General features: G+C 59.7%; 12 protein-coding genes and 3 pseudogenes. 7 read left to right on the forward strand and 8 right to left on the reverse strand.

Translation table 11 applies throughout. The annotated features are described in order from the left end of the window. The 4 genes from ACWGS8_RS32795 to ACWGS8_RS32810 all read right to left on the reverse strand — a co-directional run. Positions 1-372 (reverse strand): GDP-mannose 4,6-dehydratase (locus ACWGS8_RS32795; protein WP_454584824.1); only part of this gene is annotated, 372 nt, incomplete at its 3' end. Continuing rightward, the gene (locus ACWGS8_RS32800) at positions 372-1,646 is read right to left on the reverse strand and encodes a nucleotide sugar dehydrogenase (RefSeq protein WP_454584825.1); all 1,275 of its coding nucleotides are present in this window, start codon (positions 1,644-1,646) and stop codon (positions 372-374) included. The genes ACWGS8_RS32800 and ACWGS8_RS32795, both read right to left, overlap by 1 nt. A 541-nt stretch (positions 1,647-2,187) precedes the next feature. Further along, a complete protein-coding gene (gene nusG, locus ACWGS8_RS32805; protein ID WP_454584826.1) occupies positions 2,188-2,706 on the reverse strand; it encodes a transcription termination/antitermination protein NusG in 519 nt (172 codons plus the stop codon). 473 nt (positions 2,707-3,179) lie between these two features. Beyond that, positions 3,180-4,256: a helix-turn-helix transcriptional regulator gene (locus ACWGS8_RS32810; RefSeq protein ID WP_454584827.1), complete on the reverse strand. Its 1,077-nt coding sequence runs from the start codon at positions 4,254-4,256 to the stop codon at positions 3,180-3,182. Positions 4,257-6,665: 2,409 nt separating this feature from the next. Here ACWGS8_RS32810 and msuE point away from each other — a divergent pair. The 6 genes and pseudogenes from msuE (at position 6,666) to ACWGS8_RS32840 (ending at position 12,596) form a co-directional block, all read left to right on the forward strand. Then, positions 6,666-7,229, forward strand: coding sequence for an FMN reductase (gene msuE, locus ACWGS8_RS32815; RefSeq protein WP_454584828.1), 564 nt, complete (start codon positions 6,666-6,668; stop codon positions 7,227-7,229). A 100-nt stretch (positions 7,230-7,329) separates the two neighbouring features. Then, positions 7,330-8,360, forward strand: a pseudogene (locus ACWGS8_RS32820) (ABC transporter substrate-binding protein). Positions 8,361-8,362: 2 nt separating this feature from the next. After that, entirely contained in the window at positions 8,363-9,250 is an 888-nt protein-coding gene (locus ACWGS8_RS32825) for an ABC transporter permease (protein WP_454584829.1), read from the forward strand. Next, the gene (locus tag ACWGS8_RS32830) at positions 9,226-9,996 is read left to right on the forward strand and encodes an ABC transporter ATP-binding protein (protein WP_454584830.1); all 771 of its coding nucleotides are present in this window, start codon (positions 9,226-9,228) and stop codon (positions 9,994-9,996) included. The genes ACWGS8_RS32825 and ACWGS8_RS32830 overlap by 25 nt, the downstream gene beginning before the upstream one ends. Further along, positions 9,993-11,370, forward strand: a pseudogene (locus tag ACWGS8_RS32835) (LLM class flavin-dependent oxidoreductase). The gene ACWGS8_RS32830 and the pseudogene ACWGS8_RS32835 overlap by 4 nt, the downstream one beginning before the upstream one ends. 159 nt (positions 11,371-11,529) lie before the next feature. Then, positions 11,530-12,596, forward strand: a pseudogene (locus ACWGS8_RS32840) (LLM class flavin-dependent oxidoreductase). A gap of 304 nt (positions 12,597-12,900) precedes the next feature. Here ACWGS8_RS32840 and ACWGS8_RS32845 read toward each other — a convergent pair. Beyond that, positions 12,901-13,182, reverse strand: coding sequence for a hypothetical protein (locus tag ACWGS8_RS32845; protein ID WP_454584861.1), 282 nt, complete (start codon positions 13,180-13,182; stop codon positions 12,901-12,903). Between the two features lie 213 nt (positions 13,183-13,395). Here ACWGS8_RS32845 and ACWGS8_RS32850 point away from each other — a divergent pair, with 213 nt between their 5' ends. Continuing rightward, positions 13,396-13,950 (forward strand): DUF309 domain-containing protein, encoded by a 555-nt coding sequence (locus ACWGS8_RS32850; RefSeq protein WP_454584831.1) that lies wholly within the window; start codon positions 13,396-13,398, stop codon positions 13,948-13,950. A gap of 99 nt (positions 13,951-14,049) precedes the next feature. On the opposite strand, the gene ACWGS8_RS32855 is transcribed toward ACWGS8_RS32850, so the two are convergent. Genes ACWGS8_RS32855 through ACWGS8_RS32865 form a run of 3 tightly spaced genes read right to left on the reverse strand, consistent with a single transcriptional unit; the run spans position 14,050 to position 16,177 of the window. Further along, entirely contained in the window at positions 14,050-14,811 is a 762-nt protein-coding gene (locus ACWGS8_RS32855) for a hydroxymethylpyrimidine/phosphomethylpyrimidine kinase (RefSeq protein WP_454584862.1), read from the reverse strand. Further along, the gene (locus tag ACWGS8_RS32860) at positions 14,802-15,407 is read right to left on the reverse strand and encodes a thiamine phosphate synthase (RefSeq protein ID WP_454584832.1); all 606 of its coding nucleotides are present in this window, start codon (positions 15,405-15,407) and stop codon (positions 14,802-14,804) included. Before ACWGS8_RS32860 ends, ACWGS8_RS32855 begins: the two co-directional genes overlap by 10 nt. Beyond that, a complete protein-coding gene (locus ACWGS8_RS32865; RefSeq protein WP_454584833.1) occupies positions 15,404-16,177 on the reverse strand; it encodes a thiazole synthase in 774 nt (257 codons plus the stop codon). The genes ACWGS8_RS32860 and ACWGS8_RS32865 overlap by 4 nt, the downstream gene beginning before the upstream one ends. Position 16,178 lies beyond the last annotated feature (1 nt).

A 16,178-nucleotide genomic window follows, 5' to 3' on the forward strand; every position in this document is an offset into this window, starting at 1 on the left:
CATGCCGGCATTGCGGCAGGCCTCCAGCATGTTGGTGAAAGCGACGATGTTGCTTTCGACATAGGCGCGCGGATTTTCCAGGCTGTAGCGCACCCCGGCCTGAGCGGCGAGGTGGATCACCCGGTCGAAGGCGTGGTCGGCAAAGCACGACCCGACGGCGGCGCGATCAGCCAGGTTGGCGCGGATGAAATGGAAGCCGCAATTGGTTGTCTTGTTGAATTCCTGGAGGAGGCTCAGGCGCCCTTCCTTGATCGCTGGATCGTAATAGGCGTTGACACTATCGAAACCAATGACCTCATCGCCGCGCGTTAGCAGTCGCTTCGCGACATGATAGCCGATGAAGCCGGCCGCGCCGGTGACCAGAACCTTCATCAGAAACGCCCATCCGTATGTTCCCTAGGGAAGATGCCCTTTATATCGTAAATGACTCCGGGATCCCTGCACAGCGCCTTCAGCCCGGCAACGCCAAGCGTCTTGAATTCTCTGTGCCCGACCGCGACGACGATACCGTCATAGCCGCCCTCAGGAAGGCTTCTAGTGCTGGAAAGGCCGAGTTCATGCGCGCATTCCGCAGGCGAAACCCAAGGGTCCCAGATATCTATGGCGGCATTGTATTCCCGGAGGCGGCTAACGATATCCGCGACTTTGGAATTTCGCAGATCCGGGCAGTTTTCCTTGAACGCCGCGCCCATAATCAAAATCCTGCTGCCGACGACCGAAATGCCCTTACGCATCATCAGGCGCGCTGCCTGGTCAGCCGCATGCTGACCCATGCCATCATTGATGCGGCGGCCAGCCAGTATGACCTCCGGATGGTAGCCAAGTTCTTGCGCCTTGTGAGTGAGATAGTAGGGGTCGACGCCTATGCAATGGCCCCCAACTAACCCGGGCGTGAAGCGCAGGAAATTCCATTTGGTGCCTGCAGCAGCCAACACCTCGGATGTGTCGATTCCCAGTCTGTCAAAGATCAGCGAAAGCTCATTCATTAGGGCGATGTTGAGATCGCGCTGCGTGTTTTCAATGACCTTGGCGGCTTCCGCAACCGCGATCCTGCCGACCAGATGCGTCCCGGCGGACACAATCGAAGCGTATAGCGCGTCTATTGCATTGGCTGCTTCCGGCGTCGAGCCACTGGTCACCTTCACGATTGTCTGCAGGCGGTGCTCGCGGTCACCTGGATTGACGCGTTCAGGACTGTATCCCAAAAAGAAATCTTTGTTGAAACATAAGCCTGAGGCTTTCTCGATTAGCGGAGCGCAGATCTCCTCTGTACAGCCCGGATAGACTGTCGATTCAAAGATAACGACAGCGCCCGGCGAAATGGCTTCGCCCACTGTCTTCGATGCCGCGACCAAGGGGCCCAGATCGGGGCGGTTGGCCTTGTCTATCGGTGTGGGCACGGTGACGATGAAGATGCCGCAGGATTTGAGTTCAGCCCTGTCGGAGGTGAAAAACAAGCCTGTGGCAGCGCACATCTCAGCATGGTCAGTCTCGAGCGTGGAATCTTCGCCGCGCCGCAAGGCGGCAACCCTCGCCTCGTTTATGTCGAAGCCTACAACATCTCGCCTTGCGCCGAAGGCGACGGCGAGTGGAAGCCCGACGTATCCGAGTCCGATAACCGCAATTTTTTTGTCATCCAGATTCAATTTTCCGCTCCGACTCTTCGACCATTCGTGGCCCATCTAACGTAGCCAAATCACGGCTACCGCACTTCCGGGTGGACCCTGGAAGTTAGTCCCGAACTCGCGGGCCTGGATTTGACAGGATAGCAGATAAAACAGATACAAAGACATGTATTATGCCTATCGTTCTGCTATGGATTCCTGACAAAGCTTGCAAAGGACTGCAGTTGCCCTGTGACAATTGTATAACGAGGCGGGTGAAACTTACATTTTACTTTATCAGCACCCCAGGGAGGTGGTGACGGCCTTATTGAAAGGGCTGGGGACCTATCGGAACCATCCCATGGACGGTACGGCAGATCCGCAATGGATCGTTCATACCCCCTTCCAGCACTCGCGCTGCCATTGGAGCGGAGCCACTCGGCAACGCGAAGAGATTTGCATCGTATCAGGGGCGACCCGGGCACACTTCGGCGCTCCACGCTACCGCACTCCGGGTGCGCTGAAACGGCCGGCCATTAGACCGAGCGGCCGCGCAGGAAGCGCAGCCTTCCTTCTGCTTTGCCTACGCCGGCAACAAGTTTAGTGTCGTCGTCCGCACAGGTACGCGCCCACCTAGAAATTCCAAAAGCACGGTCACCCGGCCTTTGTCGTCGAGGTCAGCGAGAGCGCCTATCTGCCTGGCAAACGGCCCGCCAACCAATTCAACGCGATCTCCGGGCTGAAGGCCGGCGTCGAGATCGATTACATCGCCAGCTCCAGCCCTAGCCTTGAGTGCATCGATGAAGCCTCGCTCCACCATCGCGGGTGCTTCGCCGTTCGTGAGGATTTTGACGGCGCCGTATGTTCCGTTAACAGACCGCCATCGAGCCCCTTCGGCGTGCCTCAGAAACAGGTAGCCTGGAAACAACGGGATCGTACGAACGGATGTTTTGCGAGCGTGACATACGGTCCGCCGCATCCTCGGAAGGAACACGCTGAACCCCTGATTATCCAGGTTGAGCGCCGCGACAGCTTCTTTCCGCGCTTTCGTGGCAACTACGAACCACGCTGACGGAGTCCCAAGATCACACAGATTTTTCATGGTAATAGATGGTCCCGACTGCCGCTTCAGATATCGCCTCGCCGCTTATTTCCGAACATTCTGAAGTGAGTAGTCATCGATCGCGCCTCCCGCATGTGGAACCCTGCCTGACAGGCAACGAGCCTCAAATGTCGCCCTCGTCGGCAACGCTTGGTCTCGTAGGCGAGGTTTACGGCTTCCGTCGTCATCCAAAAGGATGACACGACGTGATACTCGGCGATGCTTTTGAAAAACTGCGAACAACATGTGCGACCCGACGAAAGTTGCCCTTTATATTAGCTCTCCATAACATAAACTGGCGACCTGTCTGCCGGGCCACCGGCATTCCCCGGACTTCGCCATCTAGGCTGCCTTGGTCTCCTGTGCTGTTCTGCAAGCGCGGTTGGAGGTATGCTAACCGTGCGCTTGGCTCTCTCTTCATCGTGCGACACGCCTCCGTCAGAGGCTGTCCCCGGCGAATCCTACAGAGATCGTTATCGTCGGCGTCCGAAGGGATGACCTGGCCCATGCCGGACCCTGTCGTCCGGCTCTGATCGGTGCCTTTGGCTGGGAGGGACGAGGCGCTGTACCACGGCCATAAGTTCGGCGTGACGTGCGACTCCCATCTTCGCGAATATGCGCGAGCGATGGGTTTTTGCAGTGGTGATGCTGATGCCGAGGCTGTCTGCCGCGTTGGGCAGGCTTTCGCCGGCGGATAGATGTTCGAGCATGCGCGTTTCGGCAGGAGTCAACCTGAACATCCGCGCGACGGTTCCCATCTCGGCTCGCGATGGCGCATCGGTCGCAACGATGAAGACGGCGGCCGTGGCCTCGGCAACGAGCCGGGTGCGCGCGCCTCTCGCAAGCGGCAGTACATGCGCCGTCGCCACCGTACTGCCGTCATGGACAAGCGGCACGCCTATGCCCTTGCGGCCGATGCCTATCTCGTTGCCGTGAGATAGTTCGATCGCGCGGAGCAACTCGATGGTTGCGTCCGGATGTCGAGCGCCGATTTTACCTGCCTGCGAAATGATCGGCAACCGTGACGCCAGCATAGCCCGAGCCGGCTCGTTGGTGTGCAGAATGCGACCGGTGGGCCCGACGATGACGACCCCCGCGGCGACATTGTCCAAAGTTTCGCCGAACGCCGCGTTTTCCAGATTTTTCATGTCGATCAAGTCACTGATCGTTATGGCCCGGCGTAGATGCGGGGCAAGCACATGAAGGATATGACGGTCCCTATCCGCGATCACCCCCCCGCTCTCCTGCCGATAGAGATCAAAAACGGCGAACCGATCAGCTTGGCGGATCAACACCAGGTGCATTGAGTCGACATATCCGCGCGACGGCAATATTTCCTGAAACCAACGCGTGCTGCCAAAGACGTTCGCAGCGTCCTGCATGGGTGAAAGTGGCATGTCCAGGTCACGCACCCAGAAATCCGGCAGGCTGATCCAAGCGCCTACGGTATCGATGCCGTACTCGGAGAATCCGTTGAGAACCTCCGGCTCGAACTTCCACGACTCAAGGACGCGAACTGCCGGCGGATCGATACTGTTCGCGGTGATCATGCCCGCACAGCATCTCGTCGCCGCTCCGATCATGGCAATAGTCTGAAGCCAGTGGGAAGGCTCTATCGTACAGTCATAAATGGCCCCTACCAACTCCGAGAGCAACATCGGATCGATCGCCGAAACATCGGCTTCTTGCCCAGTGCGCGCCACCGCACACCCCCCCTACAAAAGAAATTGATTGCTTAGCTTCAGCGGGCAAGATCACCCGAACGCCGACCATTTGATCGCTTGGTTCAGGTCCGACTGCCCATTTGGCCCGGACCTGCGTCACCACACGCAAGGCTGCCTAGGGTTTGAACTACCTGTTTCCTGCAACAGACAGTTCAAAAACAGCCTACGTCACCTTTTTTTGCAGTATCCCGGTGAACTGTCATGGATTGGCCTGAGCGTTAACTCCAGTCCAGCCACCCCCTATGGACAAAAACACAGCTACCGCACTCCCAGGTGAAGCCTGGAAGGTCTTACATGCTTATAAGCACCTTGCTAAACGCCGCACGCGAAAACATCCGGCGGCAGTGCTTTGGGATTTATGTGGAAGCTAAAAGGATCTCAAGAAATAATTTTCTTTTGAATCGCTGTAAGCGGATAACATTTCTGGATGCTATCTGAAACTCAAGTACTTCAGCGATGAACGACACATTTGCACTCGGTCGTAGATCGCCATCTAATCTCTGAAGGGAGATATGCGCTTCTTGGCCAGTCGACGTCGGGTTAGGCAAGTGACTTCCGCGTCCTCCGACGGAATGCCGAGTTGAAAACCGACAACTCACTCGGAAGTTGTACACGCTATACAACCCGCAAAGCGAGCGAGCGGAGTCCGCCGCTGAGCATTCGGAGCGATACGATGCCGAAGTAGTGAAGGCAAGCACTGGTTGCGACTTGCCAGTCGCTACAATCGATTAAATGACGAGAGCGAAAGGTGGTGTCTAGAGAAAAACTTCGAGGCAGAGCGAGCGGCAGGGCACGGCAGCCTCCTAACGATGATCTGAGGGCTGTCTCTTCGTCAGTCCGTATTTCGTTCGTGCGAGATGATCCGAAACTCCCAAATTGCCCACGCCCCGCCGCCGGGCACCAGCAACTCTGGACATCAGTTTCTGATGCAGTTGAGCCTTCCGAACCCGATCTTGGATCCCATTGCCCGCTCAAAGGCCCCGCCGCACCAGTAGCGGGTAGAAGTCATGGAAACCCGAACCACGAAGCATCGCTGCGGTGCTGTCCGGATGAGCAGTTCCTCGCGCGCCTGAGGAGCGGCCACCGAGAGGTGGCCGACGGAGCACACGCCTCCGTCGGCCATCGACGCCTTACCTCGATCGTCGGATCAACTGCGGTCGCGCCGATCCTCTGTCCCTGTAAAGTCATCGCCTCCCCCGCGTGCCGCCCCATAAATCCTTACGGCACGGCACGCATCACCCATTTGGGTGGGGTTGGCATTTACCCCTGCGAAAAGGGGAAACGAGGTCGTATGCCGGCGAGCGAATGTCCCGGTATTCGCCATGACGCTCTTCAACTGGGGCGGACGGTCTCCGGTCTGCAGCCGCTATCCACGTCTCCGACCTCGTCGCCTCTCCGAGCACGATTGCGGAGGAGGCCATACTTTCGGAAAGACTTGATCAAAAAGGCGCATTGAGATGAAAAGGAAAATGCTTGTTCAAGGCATCGGCGATCCAGCTGGCATCAACATCGCGAAACGGAGGTTCTGACCGCGGCTTGCGAAGTGCGCGGTGCACCCTACCCGGCATCTTCGTCGTCGATGTCAGCTTTCATGCCGGGGTCGGCCGGAACGAACTCTTCGCACGCAGTTCTTGCAAAATGTGCTTTAGGGTTGCGCTCGGTAACTCGCACGACCCGCGTTAAGGGGCTGTGCGCGCCAAGCAAGCGATTTTCCGCTATTGTGTGCCCTTGCAGGGCAAGGAGCGGGCGTTTTTGCGGCATGCCTTGGCCAGCCGGTTTCACTTTTCCTTGCTCTAAATGAATCCTGTTGGGAAAACATTTCCCGAACTGATCCCGGTCGAGTATCCATGGATACGCCCTAGCCCTGCATCGTGCGAGGCTCTGAAAACCGGCTCTGCACTTGAGATGACCGCTTATCGGTCAGAGGCATCGCGAGATCACGCATGTCCGGTTCATTGGCATCCGCGCCTGCGGTTAGATCGGACGAGTTGTCGGGGGCGGCCTTGGCTAATTCTTCAGAGATTTTGCCTGACTCCACATCGCCGTCAGTTCACAAAGGCCCCAACGCGAGGTTCCCCAAAACCGTGCCCGCGAAGGCATATTTTTTTCCGCGCGGCCGCCGTTTCGCAACAACCGAGGCTATTCCGGATGTATTTCTACAAATAAAGTAGACATTAGTCACGTAGCCAGTCGGATGTTTCGAAACCCCCGACTGATTAAGGAAGGTGATCCAGTATGACGCTTCGCAAACTGGTTGGATTCACCGGCAGCTTCAACCGCCCGTCCCGCTCGCGCGCCCTTGTCGAGCTGGTGGCTACTTTTGCCGCCGAGCAATATGACGTGGCGGCGAGCATCTACGACATTACCGATCTCGGAGCCTCGCTTGGCAATGCGCGCCGGTTTGCGGACCTTGATCCGAGTGCGCAAGCCATCCTGCGCGTAACCATAGAAGCCGACGTTCTGGTCGTCGGCACGCCGACCTACAAGGGCAGCTACACCGGACTGTTCAAGCATGCGATCGACCTGATCGATCCCGGCGCCTTGTTGGGCACGCCGGTGATCCTCACCGCCACCGGCGGCGGTGATCGCCATGCGTTGATCGTCGAGCATCAGCTTCGGCCGCTGTTCAGTTTTTTTCAGGCGCACGCTTTGCCGACGGCAGTCTACGCGGCCGATCGAAACTTCGCTGACTACCGTCTCACGGCCGAACCGATCCGACAGCGTGCGCGACAGGCAGTCGCGGAGTTGGCTCCCTTTGTCGGCGCGGCAAGAGCGCCGGCCGCGATCGCAGCCGAGTAGCCGTCCACGAGTGCCTCGCAATGACGATAACGCCTTTGCGAGCAAGGCTGGACAGCGGCCCGACAGGTCCCTGCTGCCAAACCCCAAAAAGGAAACAACGATGAAATTCACGAACACTTTGAAGGCTGCGCTGTTCAGTCTGCTTGCGCTCGGCGCGGTCAGCGGCACGGCGATTGCCCAGGCAGACGCTCCTCTTCTTTCGAAAGTGCCGCCAGGAACCGTCCTGACGATCGGTGATCCAGAGACACAAAAAGCGCTAGAGTTGTCGGGGCTCGACAAGGAACTGACCTTCGAGGTCAATTGGGCCAATATCAGTGGCGGCCCTCAGACTTCGGAGGCATTCCGCGCGCCAAGGCACTTGATGTGGGAGCGGTCGCGGAAATCCCGTCGATCTTCGCAAACTGGAATAACCTGCCCGTTCGCAATATCGCATACAGCGAACGCCGAGATCCGATTGCCCACCCCATTTATCGATTTGGCATCGCCCCAGGTGTCAATGCCAAATCCCTAGCGGACTTCCGCGGCAAACGCATCGCCTTCAGCCCAGGCCAGGCTCAGGGAACACTGGTCTTGCGGGCGCTTCAAGCCGCCGAGCTCAAAACAAGCGATGTCACCCTGGTCGAGCTGCCGAGCACCGGCGACGTCTACCCGAAGGCGCTGGCAAGCAGGCAGGTCGATATCGCGCCGCTCGGCGGCGTCAATATTCGCCGTTACATCAATCAGTATGGATCGGACGGGGCAACCCTGGTCGAGCACGGCTTGCGTGACGACCCGGCCCATCTCTATGCGCCCCAATGGGTTCTTGACGATCCGGCGAAGGCTGCAGCACTTGCGGAGTATGTCGGCCTGTGGGCCCGAGCCATCGAATGGGTCAACCAGAACCCGGAAATCTGGATCAAGGAATATTACGTCGGCCAGCAGGGTCTCAGCCGCGAAGACGGAGAGTACCTCGTTAATCTGGCAGGCGAGGAAATCGTACCCGCCTATTGGAGCGAGGTGAAGAAGCGTCATCAGGAGACGATCGACCTCCTGGCGCAGCAGCTAGGACACCAGCCTTACAACGTAGAACAGATCTTCGACAACCGCTTCGAAAAGCTAGGCGCCGCGGCTCTGGCCAAGAAAGGATATTGACCATGGCAACGACCTGGGATTTGGATCTAGGGAAGTCGGCCCGAAACTCCAGGCGCAATATCGCTGCTTATGCGAGCGCGGGCAGGATAACCGCGAGCAGCCGGCCACGTATCCGCCGCAGATTGGGGCCAGGCCCCGCAATACCCTTCGCACTGCATCTCGGACCAGCAATACTTGTGCTGGTGTGGGTCATCGGCTCGGCGCTCGGATGGATCGATCCGCGCATCCTCTCCGCGCCTTGGACGGTCATCGAGGCGTTCGGAAGACTGATCGAGCAGGGTCGCCTGCAGGACAACTTCGCGACATCGGCGATGCGTGCTCTCGTCGGGCTCAGCATTGGCCTCGTCATCGGCACGGTCCTGGCCGTCATCGCGGGCCTTTCCCGCATCGGCGAAGCTTTGATCGACGGCCCGGTTCAGATCAAGCGCGCTATTCCGACCTTGGCCGTGATCCCGCTGCTGATCCTGTGGTTCGGCATCGGGGAAGGCATGAAGGTCACGACGATCGTGCTTGCAGTCATCGTTCCGGTTTACATCCACACCCACAATGCGCTTCGCGGCATCGACAGCCGCTATGTCGAACTGGCCGAAACCCTGCGCATGTCGCGGAAAGATTTCATCGTCGAGGTCATCCTGCCCGGCGCGCTGCCCGGTTTTCTCCTGGGCCTGCGGTTTGCTGTGACGCTGTGCTGGGTTTCGCTTGTCGTGGTCGAACAAATCAACGCCACAAGCGGGCTTGGTTACATGATCGACCTCGCCCGCACCTACGGGCAGACCGATGTCATCCTGGTCGGTCTGGTGGTCTATGTGCTGCTGGGCCTGGTTTCTGACGGTCTTGTGCGACTGCTCGAACGGAAGGTTCTGTCATGGCGCCGCACCCTGGCCAACTGAAGCCTGGAATCCAGGCGGTCCGTGTACGCGACCTGGCGCGCCGGTTTGGGACGAAGACGATCCTGGACGGCGTCGATCTCGATGTCGAAAAGGGCGAGTTCGTCGCTCTGCTTGGTAAGAGTGGCTCCGGCAAGAGCACTTTCCTCAGAGCTCTTGCCGGTCTCGACCGCGAAGTCGAGGGAACCGGAATCCTCGACATACCGGAGAACCTGTCGGTCGTTTTCCAGGACGCGCGCCTGTTGCCTTGGCGTACCGTCATTCAGAACGTCACGCTCGGCCTGCCGGGCACGCCCGCTCAGGACAGGGGAAAACAGGCCCTGGCGGAAGTCGGGCTCCAAGGGCGGGAGAATGCCTGGCCGAACGAGCTTTCGGGCGGGGAACAGCAGAGAGTGGCGCTCGCTCGTTCGCTGGTGCGCGAACCGGCCTTGCTTCTCGCCGACGAACCGTTCGGGGCGCTCGATGCGCTTACCCGCCTGAAGATGCACGACCTGTTGCGAGAACTCTGCGCAAGGCACCGCCCCGCGGTGCTGCTCGTCACCCACGATGTCGACGAAGCAATTTCGCTGGCGGACCGGATACTGGTTCTCGAAGACGGCCGCTTCATCGAGGATCTTCGGATCGATCTTTCGAAACGGCGCGAGCATGGCGACCCGCGCTTTGCACAATATCGGACCCGCCTGCTGAGCAGGCTCGGAGTTGACATACCGGGCCGCAAGCTCCTGAAGGCCATGGAGGCAAGCCAATGAGCAGACAGAAGCGGCAAATGCGGCTCGGAGCGTTCATCATGGCGACAGGCCATCATGCCGCCGCCTGGCGCCATCCGGACGCACAGGCCGATGCCGGCCTGAACATCGACCACTACCGGGAGCTTGCCCAGACCGCCGAACGCGGCAAATTCGATCTGGTTTTTGTGGCCGACAGTCCCGCCGTGTGGGAGCGCGCCAAGGATCCAGAAGCGTTCCGCCGCACGGCTCAACACGCGCATTTCGAGCCGATAACCCTGTGGGCGGCGCTGTCGCAGGTCACGAGCCGCATCGGCTTCGTCGCGACCGCCTCCACGACCTACGAGGATCCCTACCTTCTCGCCCGCAAGTTCGCCTCCCTTGACTATATTTCGAAGGGACGCGCGGCCTGGAACGTCGTCACCACCGGAGCAGATGTTTCGGCAAACTTCTCAATCCCCGGCCATCCCGCGCACGCGGACCGTTATGCGCGTGCCGAGGAATTCGTCGATCTAGTCAAGGGATTGTGGGATTCCTACGAGGACGATGCCTTCATTCGCGACAAGGAAAGCGGCGTCTATCTCGATCTCGAGAAGGTGCATCCCGTCAATCACAAGGGGCAGTTCTTTTCGGTAGCCGGCCCTCTCAACGTCGGCCGGCCCGTTCAGGGCTACCCTGTCATCGTGCAGGCCGGCGCGTCGGCGCCCGGGCGTGAGCTCGCGGCCCGAACGGCCGAGATGATCTTTACCGCCAGCCAGACGCTCGAGGACGCGCAGGAATTTTATTCGGACGTCAAGGGTCGGCTCGCGCGCTATGGCCGCAAGCCGGAAGAGCTGCTGATCAGTCCCGGCATATTCCCTGTTCTTGGGGGAACCGAAGCGGAGGCCAGGGCGAATTACGACTACATCCAGTCGCTCGTCCATCCTTCAATCGCCTGGAATATCCTCGCCCGCCACTACGAGGGCGTCGATCTCTCTGACTATTCCCTTGATGATCCGGCCCCGCCCCTGCCGCAGGATACCGAGCTCAACAAAAGCCGCCTGAAGCTCGTCTCCGATCTGGTGTCGCGCAACAATTTGACGCTGCGCGAGTTCTATCTCGCGATCGCCACCGCGCGCGGGGCACCGCACGGTGGTGGGCACGCCCGAACAGATCGCCGACGCGATGCAGGATTGGTTCGAGAACGGCGCGGCAGATGCCTTCAACATCATGCCGCCCATACTGCCGACGGGCTTGACCGACTTTGTCGATCAGGTCGTTCCGATTCTGCGCAAACGCGGTCTGTTCCAGCACGAATACGAAGGCAACACGCTCAGGGAGAATCTGGGCCTGCCGCGTCCGCCCAACAGCTTTGCGCTTCAGCCTCACCGTGTGCCTGAAGCGCAAGTAGTGGGATGACGGAGTCACCGCGGCCCGTCACCATTGCCGCATCCGGGAAATGCGCCTGACCGCCTTTAGATGCTCCTGAGCTGACGTCAAACCTTGCGAGATAGCCGTCCCCTTTTCCATCAGATTCCTGGTTCCAACGTTCAACAATCGAATTGCAGATCAAATCGCATGAGTAGCAAATCCGAGTTTCTTTGGTACATCCCCAACGAGGTCAGATCCGGCCATCGGGGCGATTGCGTCGTCGAAAATCACAATAGCCTGCAGACATTGGCGAGCCATGCGAAGGCGCTGGAGGATAATGGCTGGAAGGGTGCCTTGATCGGAACGGGCTGGGGCCGTCCCGACACGTTCACGCTTGCGGCTGCCCTTGCGGCGCAGACGACCTCGTTCGAACCGCTCATCGCCATCCGGCCGGGGTACTGGCGGCCGGCGAACCTCGCGTCTGCCGCCGCCACCCTTGACCATCTGACGGGCGGGCGCGTGCGGCTCAATATCGTATCAGGACTGGACAACCTTGCGGCATACGGGGACAGCGAGGGCGACCAGCCGCATCGTTACGCCCGAACCAAGGAATTCTTGCGGCTCGTCCGCAAACTTTGGACCGAAGAGAACGTCACCTATAACGGCGTGCATTTCAAGGTAAGCGAATCCACCGTGGTGCCACGCATCGAAGTCCGCGGTGAGCGTCGGCATCCCAAACTCTATTTCGGTGGGGCTTCGGACGCGGCCGAGCGGGTATCGGCCACCGAAGCGGATGTCCAGCTCTTCTGGGGTGAACCGCTCGCTGGCATTGCAGAGCGGATCGAGCGCCTCAAGCTGCTCAGCCAGACATTGGATCGCGACCTTCCTCCGCTGGAATTCGGGTTGCGCATCACCACGCTGGTTCGCGATACACTAAGCAGGCTTGGGCCGACGCCGAGGCAAAGGTTGCGGAAATGGCAAACGGCAAGGGCGCCTCGTGGAGCGATTTGCGGCGGGCTGCTGCGGTTGGCCAACAGCGGCTGCTCGATCTGCATGAGCGTGGCGATGTGCTCGACGACAATCTTTACACGGCTCCGGGCAAGTTCGGCGGCGGCGGCGCCGGCACCACCTGGTTGGTCGGTTCGGCAGCGGACGTTGCCAATTCGCTGCGCAAGTACCGGGATCTCGGCATAAGGCATTTCGTGCTCTCCGACACCCCGTATCTCCCGGAGATCAAGCGGCAGGGGACACAGCTCCTCCCCCTGCTCATATAAGGGGTGCGAATTCAGGTCATCGGATCATTCGCGGCGTCAGGCGCGTAGCTCATCGCGCTGGCTCGGGTGGCATGACAGCCTCGTCTCACGTAGGAGTCCTGCAATCTGAAGTCGGGCGTCAATCGCGTAGCTCAGCGGGGATGGCCTTCCGCAACTCTGCATCCGAACTGGAGGGATCCCAGAGACGTTGGTTCCGACGTAGGTTACTCTGACGTCGCGCGCTGTCGCCGATGCCTGCTTGACAGCCGCGCCAGTTCTCGAGACTTACTTGTCGAGTAAAGTTGCAAAACGTAGCGCTGACTCGTCAGCCGTCGAATAGTTCTTTGTAGCCCGTGGTGATGATCCAGTTCGCCCGATCGAGGTGGCTTCGGACCGTTTTTCGGGCACGTTCCGGCTCGCGTTGCGGATCGATGCCCAGGATCAGATGTGCCATCAACGCTTCGCTGGCATCATCGGCAGCTGCGTCCAGAAGCCTCATGTAGATCGTCAGATGCTCTTTGTCGTAAGCCGTGAGGCTGTCTGACCAGGGGACTTGTTCTTTGGTTTCCGAGTTCATGACCAACTCATGTCTTTGCGAGATAGCGATATAGCGTGTGGTGCGCGACAGCCTGATGCCGCGATTACCGAGGATACGGTTTTGATTGTGACTGGCAACGGGCTATTCAACCCGTGATGGTAGCCGCGACAATCTGCGGTGTGTTGTTGATAGTCTCGTTCGCCGGGCGCACAGCCATTGGTGATGCGACCTATGCAGGGATTTAGCATCAGTTCAGGGCCACGGGCGTGCTATAGTTCCTTGATGGCTATTGGTTCGATGTCGCGCAGGCGCTGGCTGCCGGAAAAGAGCTTTCCATGCTATGCGTATCTACCGGGCAGGCAACCCCATCCCGTGCGCGATCCAGCTGGGCATAGCCACCACAGCGAAGCCAGGCCGCTCGCCACCGAGGCGTCGCTTGGTTCAGACACATTCCTCTGGGGTCTCGACCTCTTCAATCACGGTTATTACTGGGAAGCCCATGAGGCTTGGGAAGGTCTTTGGCAGGTTGCAGACCGAGGCGGTCCACTGCGGATACTCTTTAAGGGACTTATCCTGCTATCGGCGACGGGCGTGAAGATTCGCGAGGGCAAGCAGGTGGCGGCGATGCGTCATGCTGGGCGCGCGGCTGGACTCCTTATCCGGCTGACGAACATGGTGGAGCATCCCGTCGAGCGTGCGCTCGGCATGCCGCTCACCACGCTCGCCAAACACGCAGAAGCCGCGGCAAGGAACCCCGTAGCCTTGCAGGCGACGGCGGCAGGTCAGCCCCAATCCGTCTTTGACTTCATTCTCGGGCCAACTCCGGCGGAAGGCTGATCAGGCGGCGGGGGCGTTTGCCACAATTTTGTGCGGTTGCGAAGAGCCAAATGGCTGCGGTGGGTACCCGCGGCCGAAGGACTGACCATAAGGTCACTGTCATCCGGCTACATTCTTCCGAAATTTCTCGATGACGAACCGCTTGCTCTCGAGCACGCTGTCTTCGAGCGACCTCCCATCCGCCAGATGCGCGGCGATCGCGCTGGCCAGCATGCAGCCCGTCCCGCGCATTGATCCAGCAAGACGGGGCGTGTCGAAGCGAATGGGTTCCCGATCGGGACGCAACAGAATATCCGTTGAGCGCGGTCCCGTTGCATGGCCCCCCTTGAGCAACAGTGCCTGCGGCCCGGTCGCAAGTAATTTTGTTCCCTGCCGGAGCGTGTCATCATCGTCCGTTGCCAGTTCCGAGCCGACGAGCGCCGCCAGTTCGATCAGGTTTGGCGTCACAAGACAACAGAGCGGCATGAGATCCCGTTTCATGGCGCCGATCGCGCCCGCCTCCATAAGCGGCCTGCCTGACGAGGAGGCCAGCACCGGGTCGAGTATTGCCGGTATCCCCGGATTTTCGCGCAGCACGGCGGCAACAGCGACGATGATCTCGGCCGTTGCGAGCATACCGATCTTGATGGCCGACACCTTGTTGGCCGACAGTGCCGCGCGCATCTGATCGGCGACCAGGCCAGGTTGCAGATGATGGATTGCGATGACAGCATCGTGCGTCTGTACCGTCACCGCGCTCAACGCAAGGCATGTGCGCACGCCAACGGAAGCAATCGTCTCGAGGTCACGTGCAATTCCGGCACCCCCACTGGAGTCCGATCCGCCGACGACAAGCACATGCGGTTCTTGCCTTAGCGCCATCCGTCTGTCTTTTCGATCCATTCTCGCGTCCGCGCTTCGGGATCGGCATTCAACATAATGTCAGTGACCACCGCGGCGCTGTCCGCACCAGCTTCGAAAACACCGTCGATGCGGGCTGGGTTGAGGCCGCCGATGGCGACGAGTGGAATCTGCGCGACCTGGCGCTTCCACTTGGCGATCCGTTCGAGCCCTTGCGGCGCCCATTTCATCTTCTTCAGGATAGTGAAATAGATGGGACCGAGCGCGATATAGTCGGGCTCGGCGGCCAAGGCCGTTTCCAGTTCGACATGATCATGCGTACTAAGCCCAAGCCTGACGCCGGCTGCTCGTATCGCCATGAGGTCGGCGGTTTGCAAATCCTCCTGGCCAAGGTGGACGAAGTCGCAGCCTTCCTCGATTGCCAGAAGCCAATGGTCGTTCACGATGAGCTGGCAGTGGTGCTGTCCGCACAAAGCCTTCGCCCTGCGGATGTCCGCGCGCAAGCGTGCCTCATCCATGTCCTTGATGCGAAGCTGCACCAGCCTGACGCCGAGCGGCACCAGCCGTTCGATCCATCCGGCGCTGTCGACGATCAGGTAGAAGGGATCGAGCTTCATGAAAACACCGCCCTGCCGAATGTCGGTGTCGACGGCACGGCGACGTCGCGCGGTTCGAGCATTCCCGAGCAGAAAGCCTCTCGGCCGGCATCGACCGCCTTGCCGAAGGCACGCGCCATGCCGACCGGATCGCCCGCCTTGGCGACGGCCGTATTCAGGAGCACGGCATCAAAGCCGAGTTCCATGACCGTCGTCGCATGTGACGGCCGCCCGAGCCCCGCATCCACAATCAGCGGAACGCCGGGGAAATGACCGCGCATCGAGCGCAGCGCCGTGATGTTGATCGGTCCAAGCGCCGAACCAATCGGCGCGCACCAAGGCATCAGGACCTTGCAGCCTGCCTCGAGCAGCCGCTCGGCAACGACGAGATCGTCGGTGGTGTAGGGAAAAACAGAAAAACCGTCTTCGCTGAGAATTCGGGCGGCTTCGACCAGGCCGAACACGTCCGGCTGCAACGTATCATGGTTGCCGATCACTTCGAGCTTGATCCAGTCCGTGCCGAAGACTTCGCGCGCCATCTTCGCGGTCGTGACCGCCTCCTTGACGGAGTGGCAGCCAGCGGTGTTGGGCAGAATTTTTGTGCCGAGCGAACTGATTAGAAACCAGAATTTTTCGCCGGCCCTGCCGCCTGCCATCTCACGCCGCAACGAGACGGTGACCACCGACGTTCCCGACGCCTGGACCGCGTCGGCAAGGATGGCCGGCGAAGGATACTGGGCGGTGCCGAGAAGCAGGCGCGAAGCAAGCTGCGTTCCAAGAAGATCGAACATA

It is taken from the genome of Mesorhizobium sp. 43Arga (assembly GCF_053714255.1).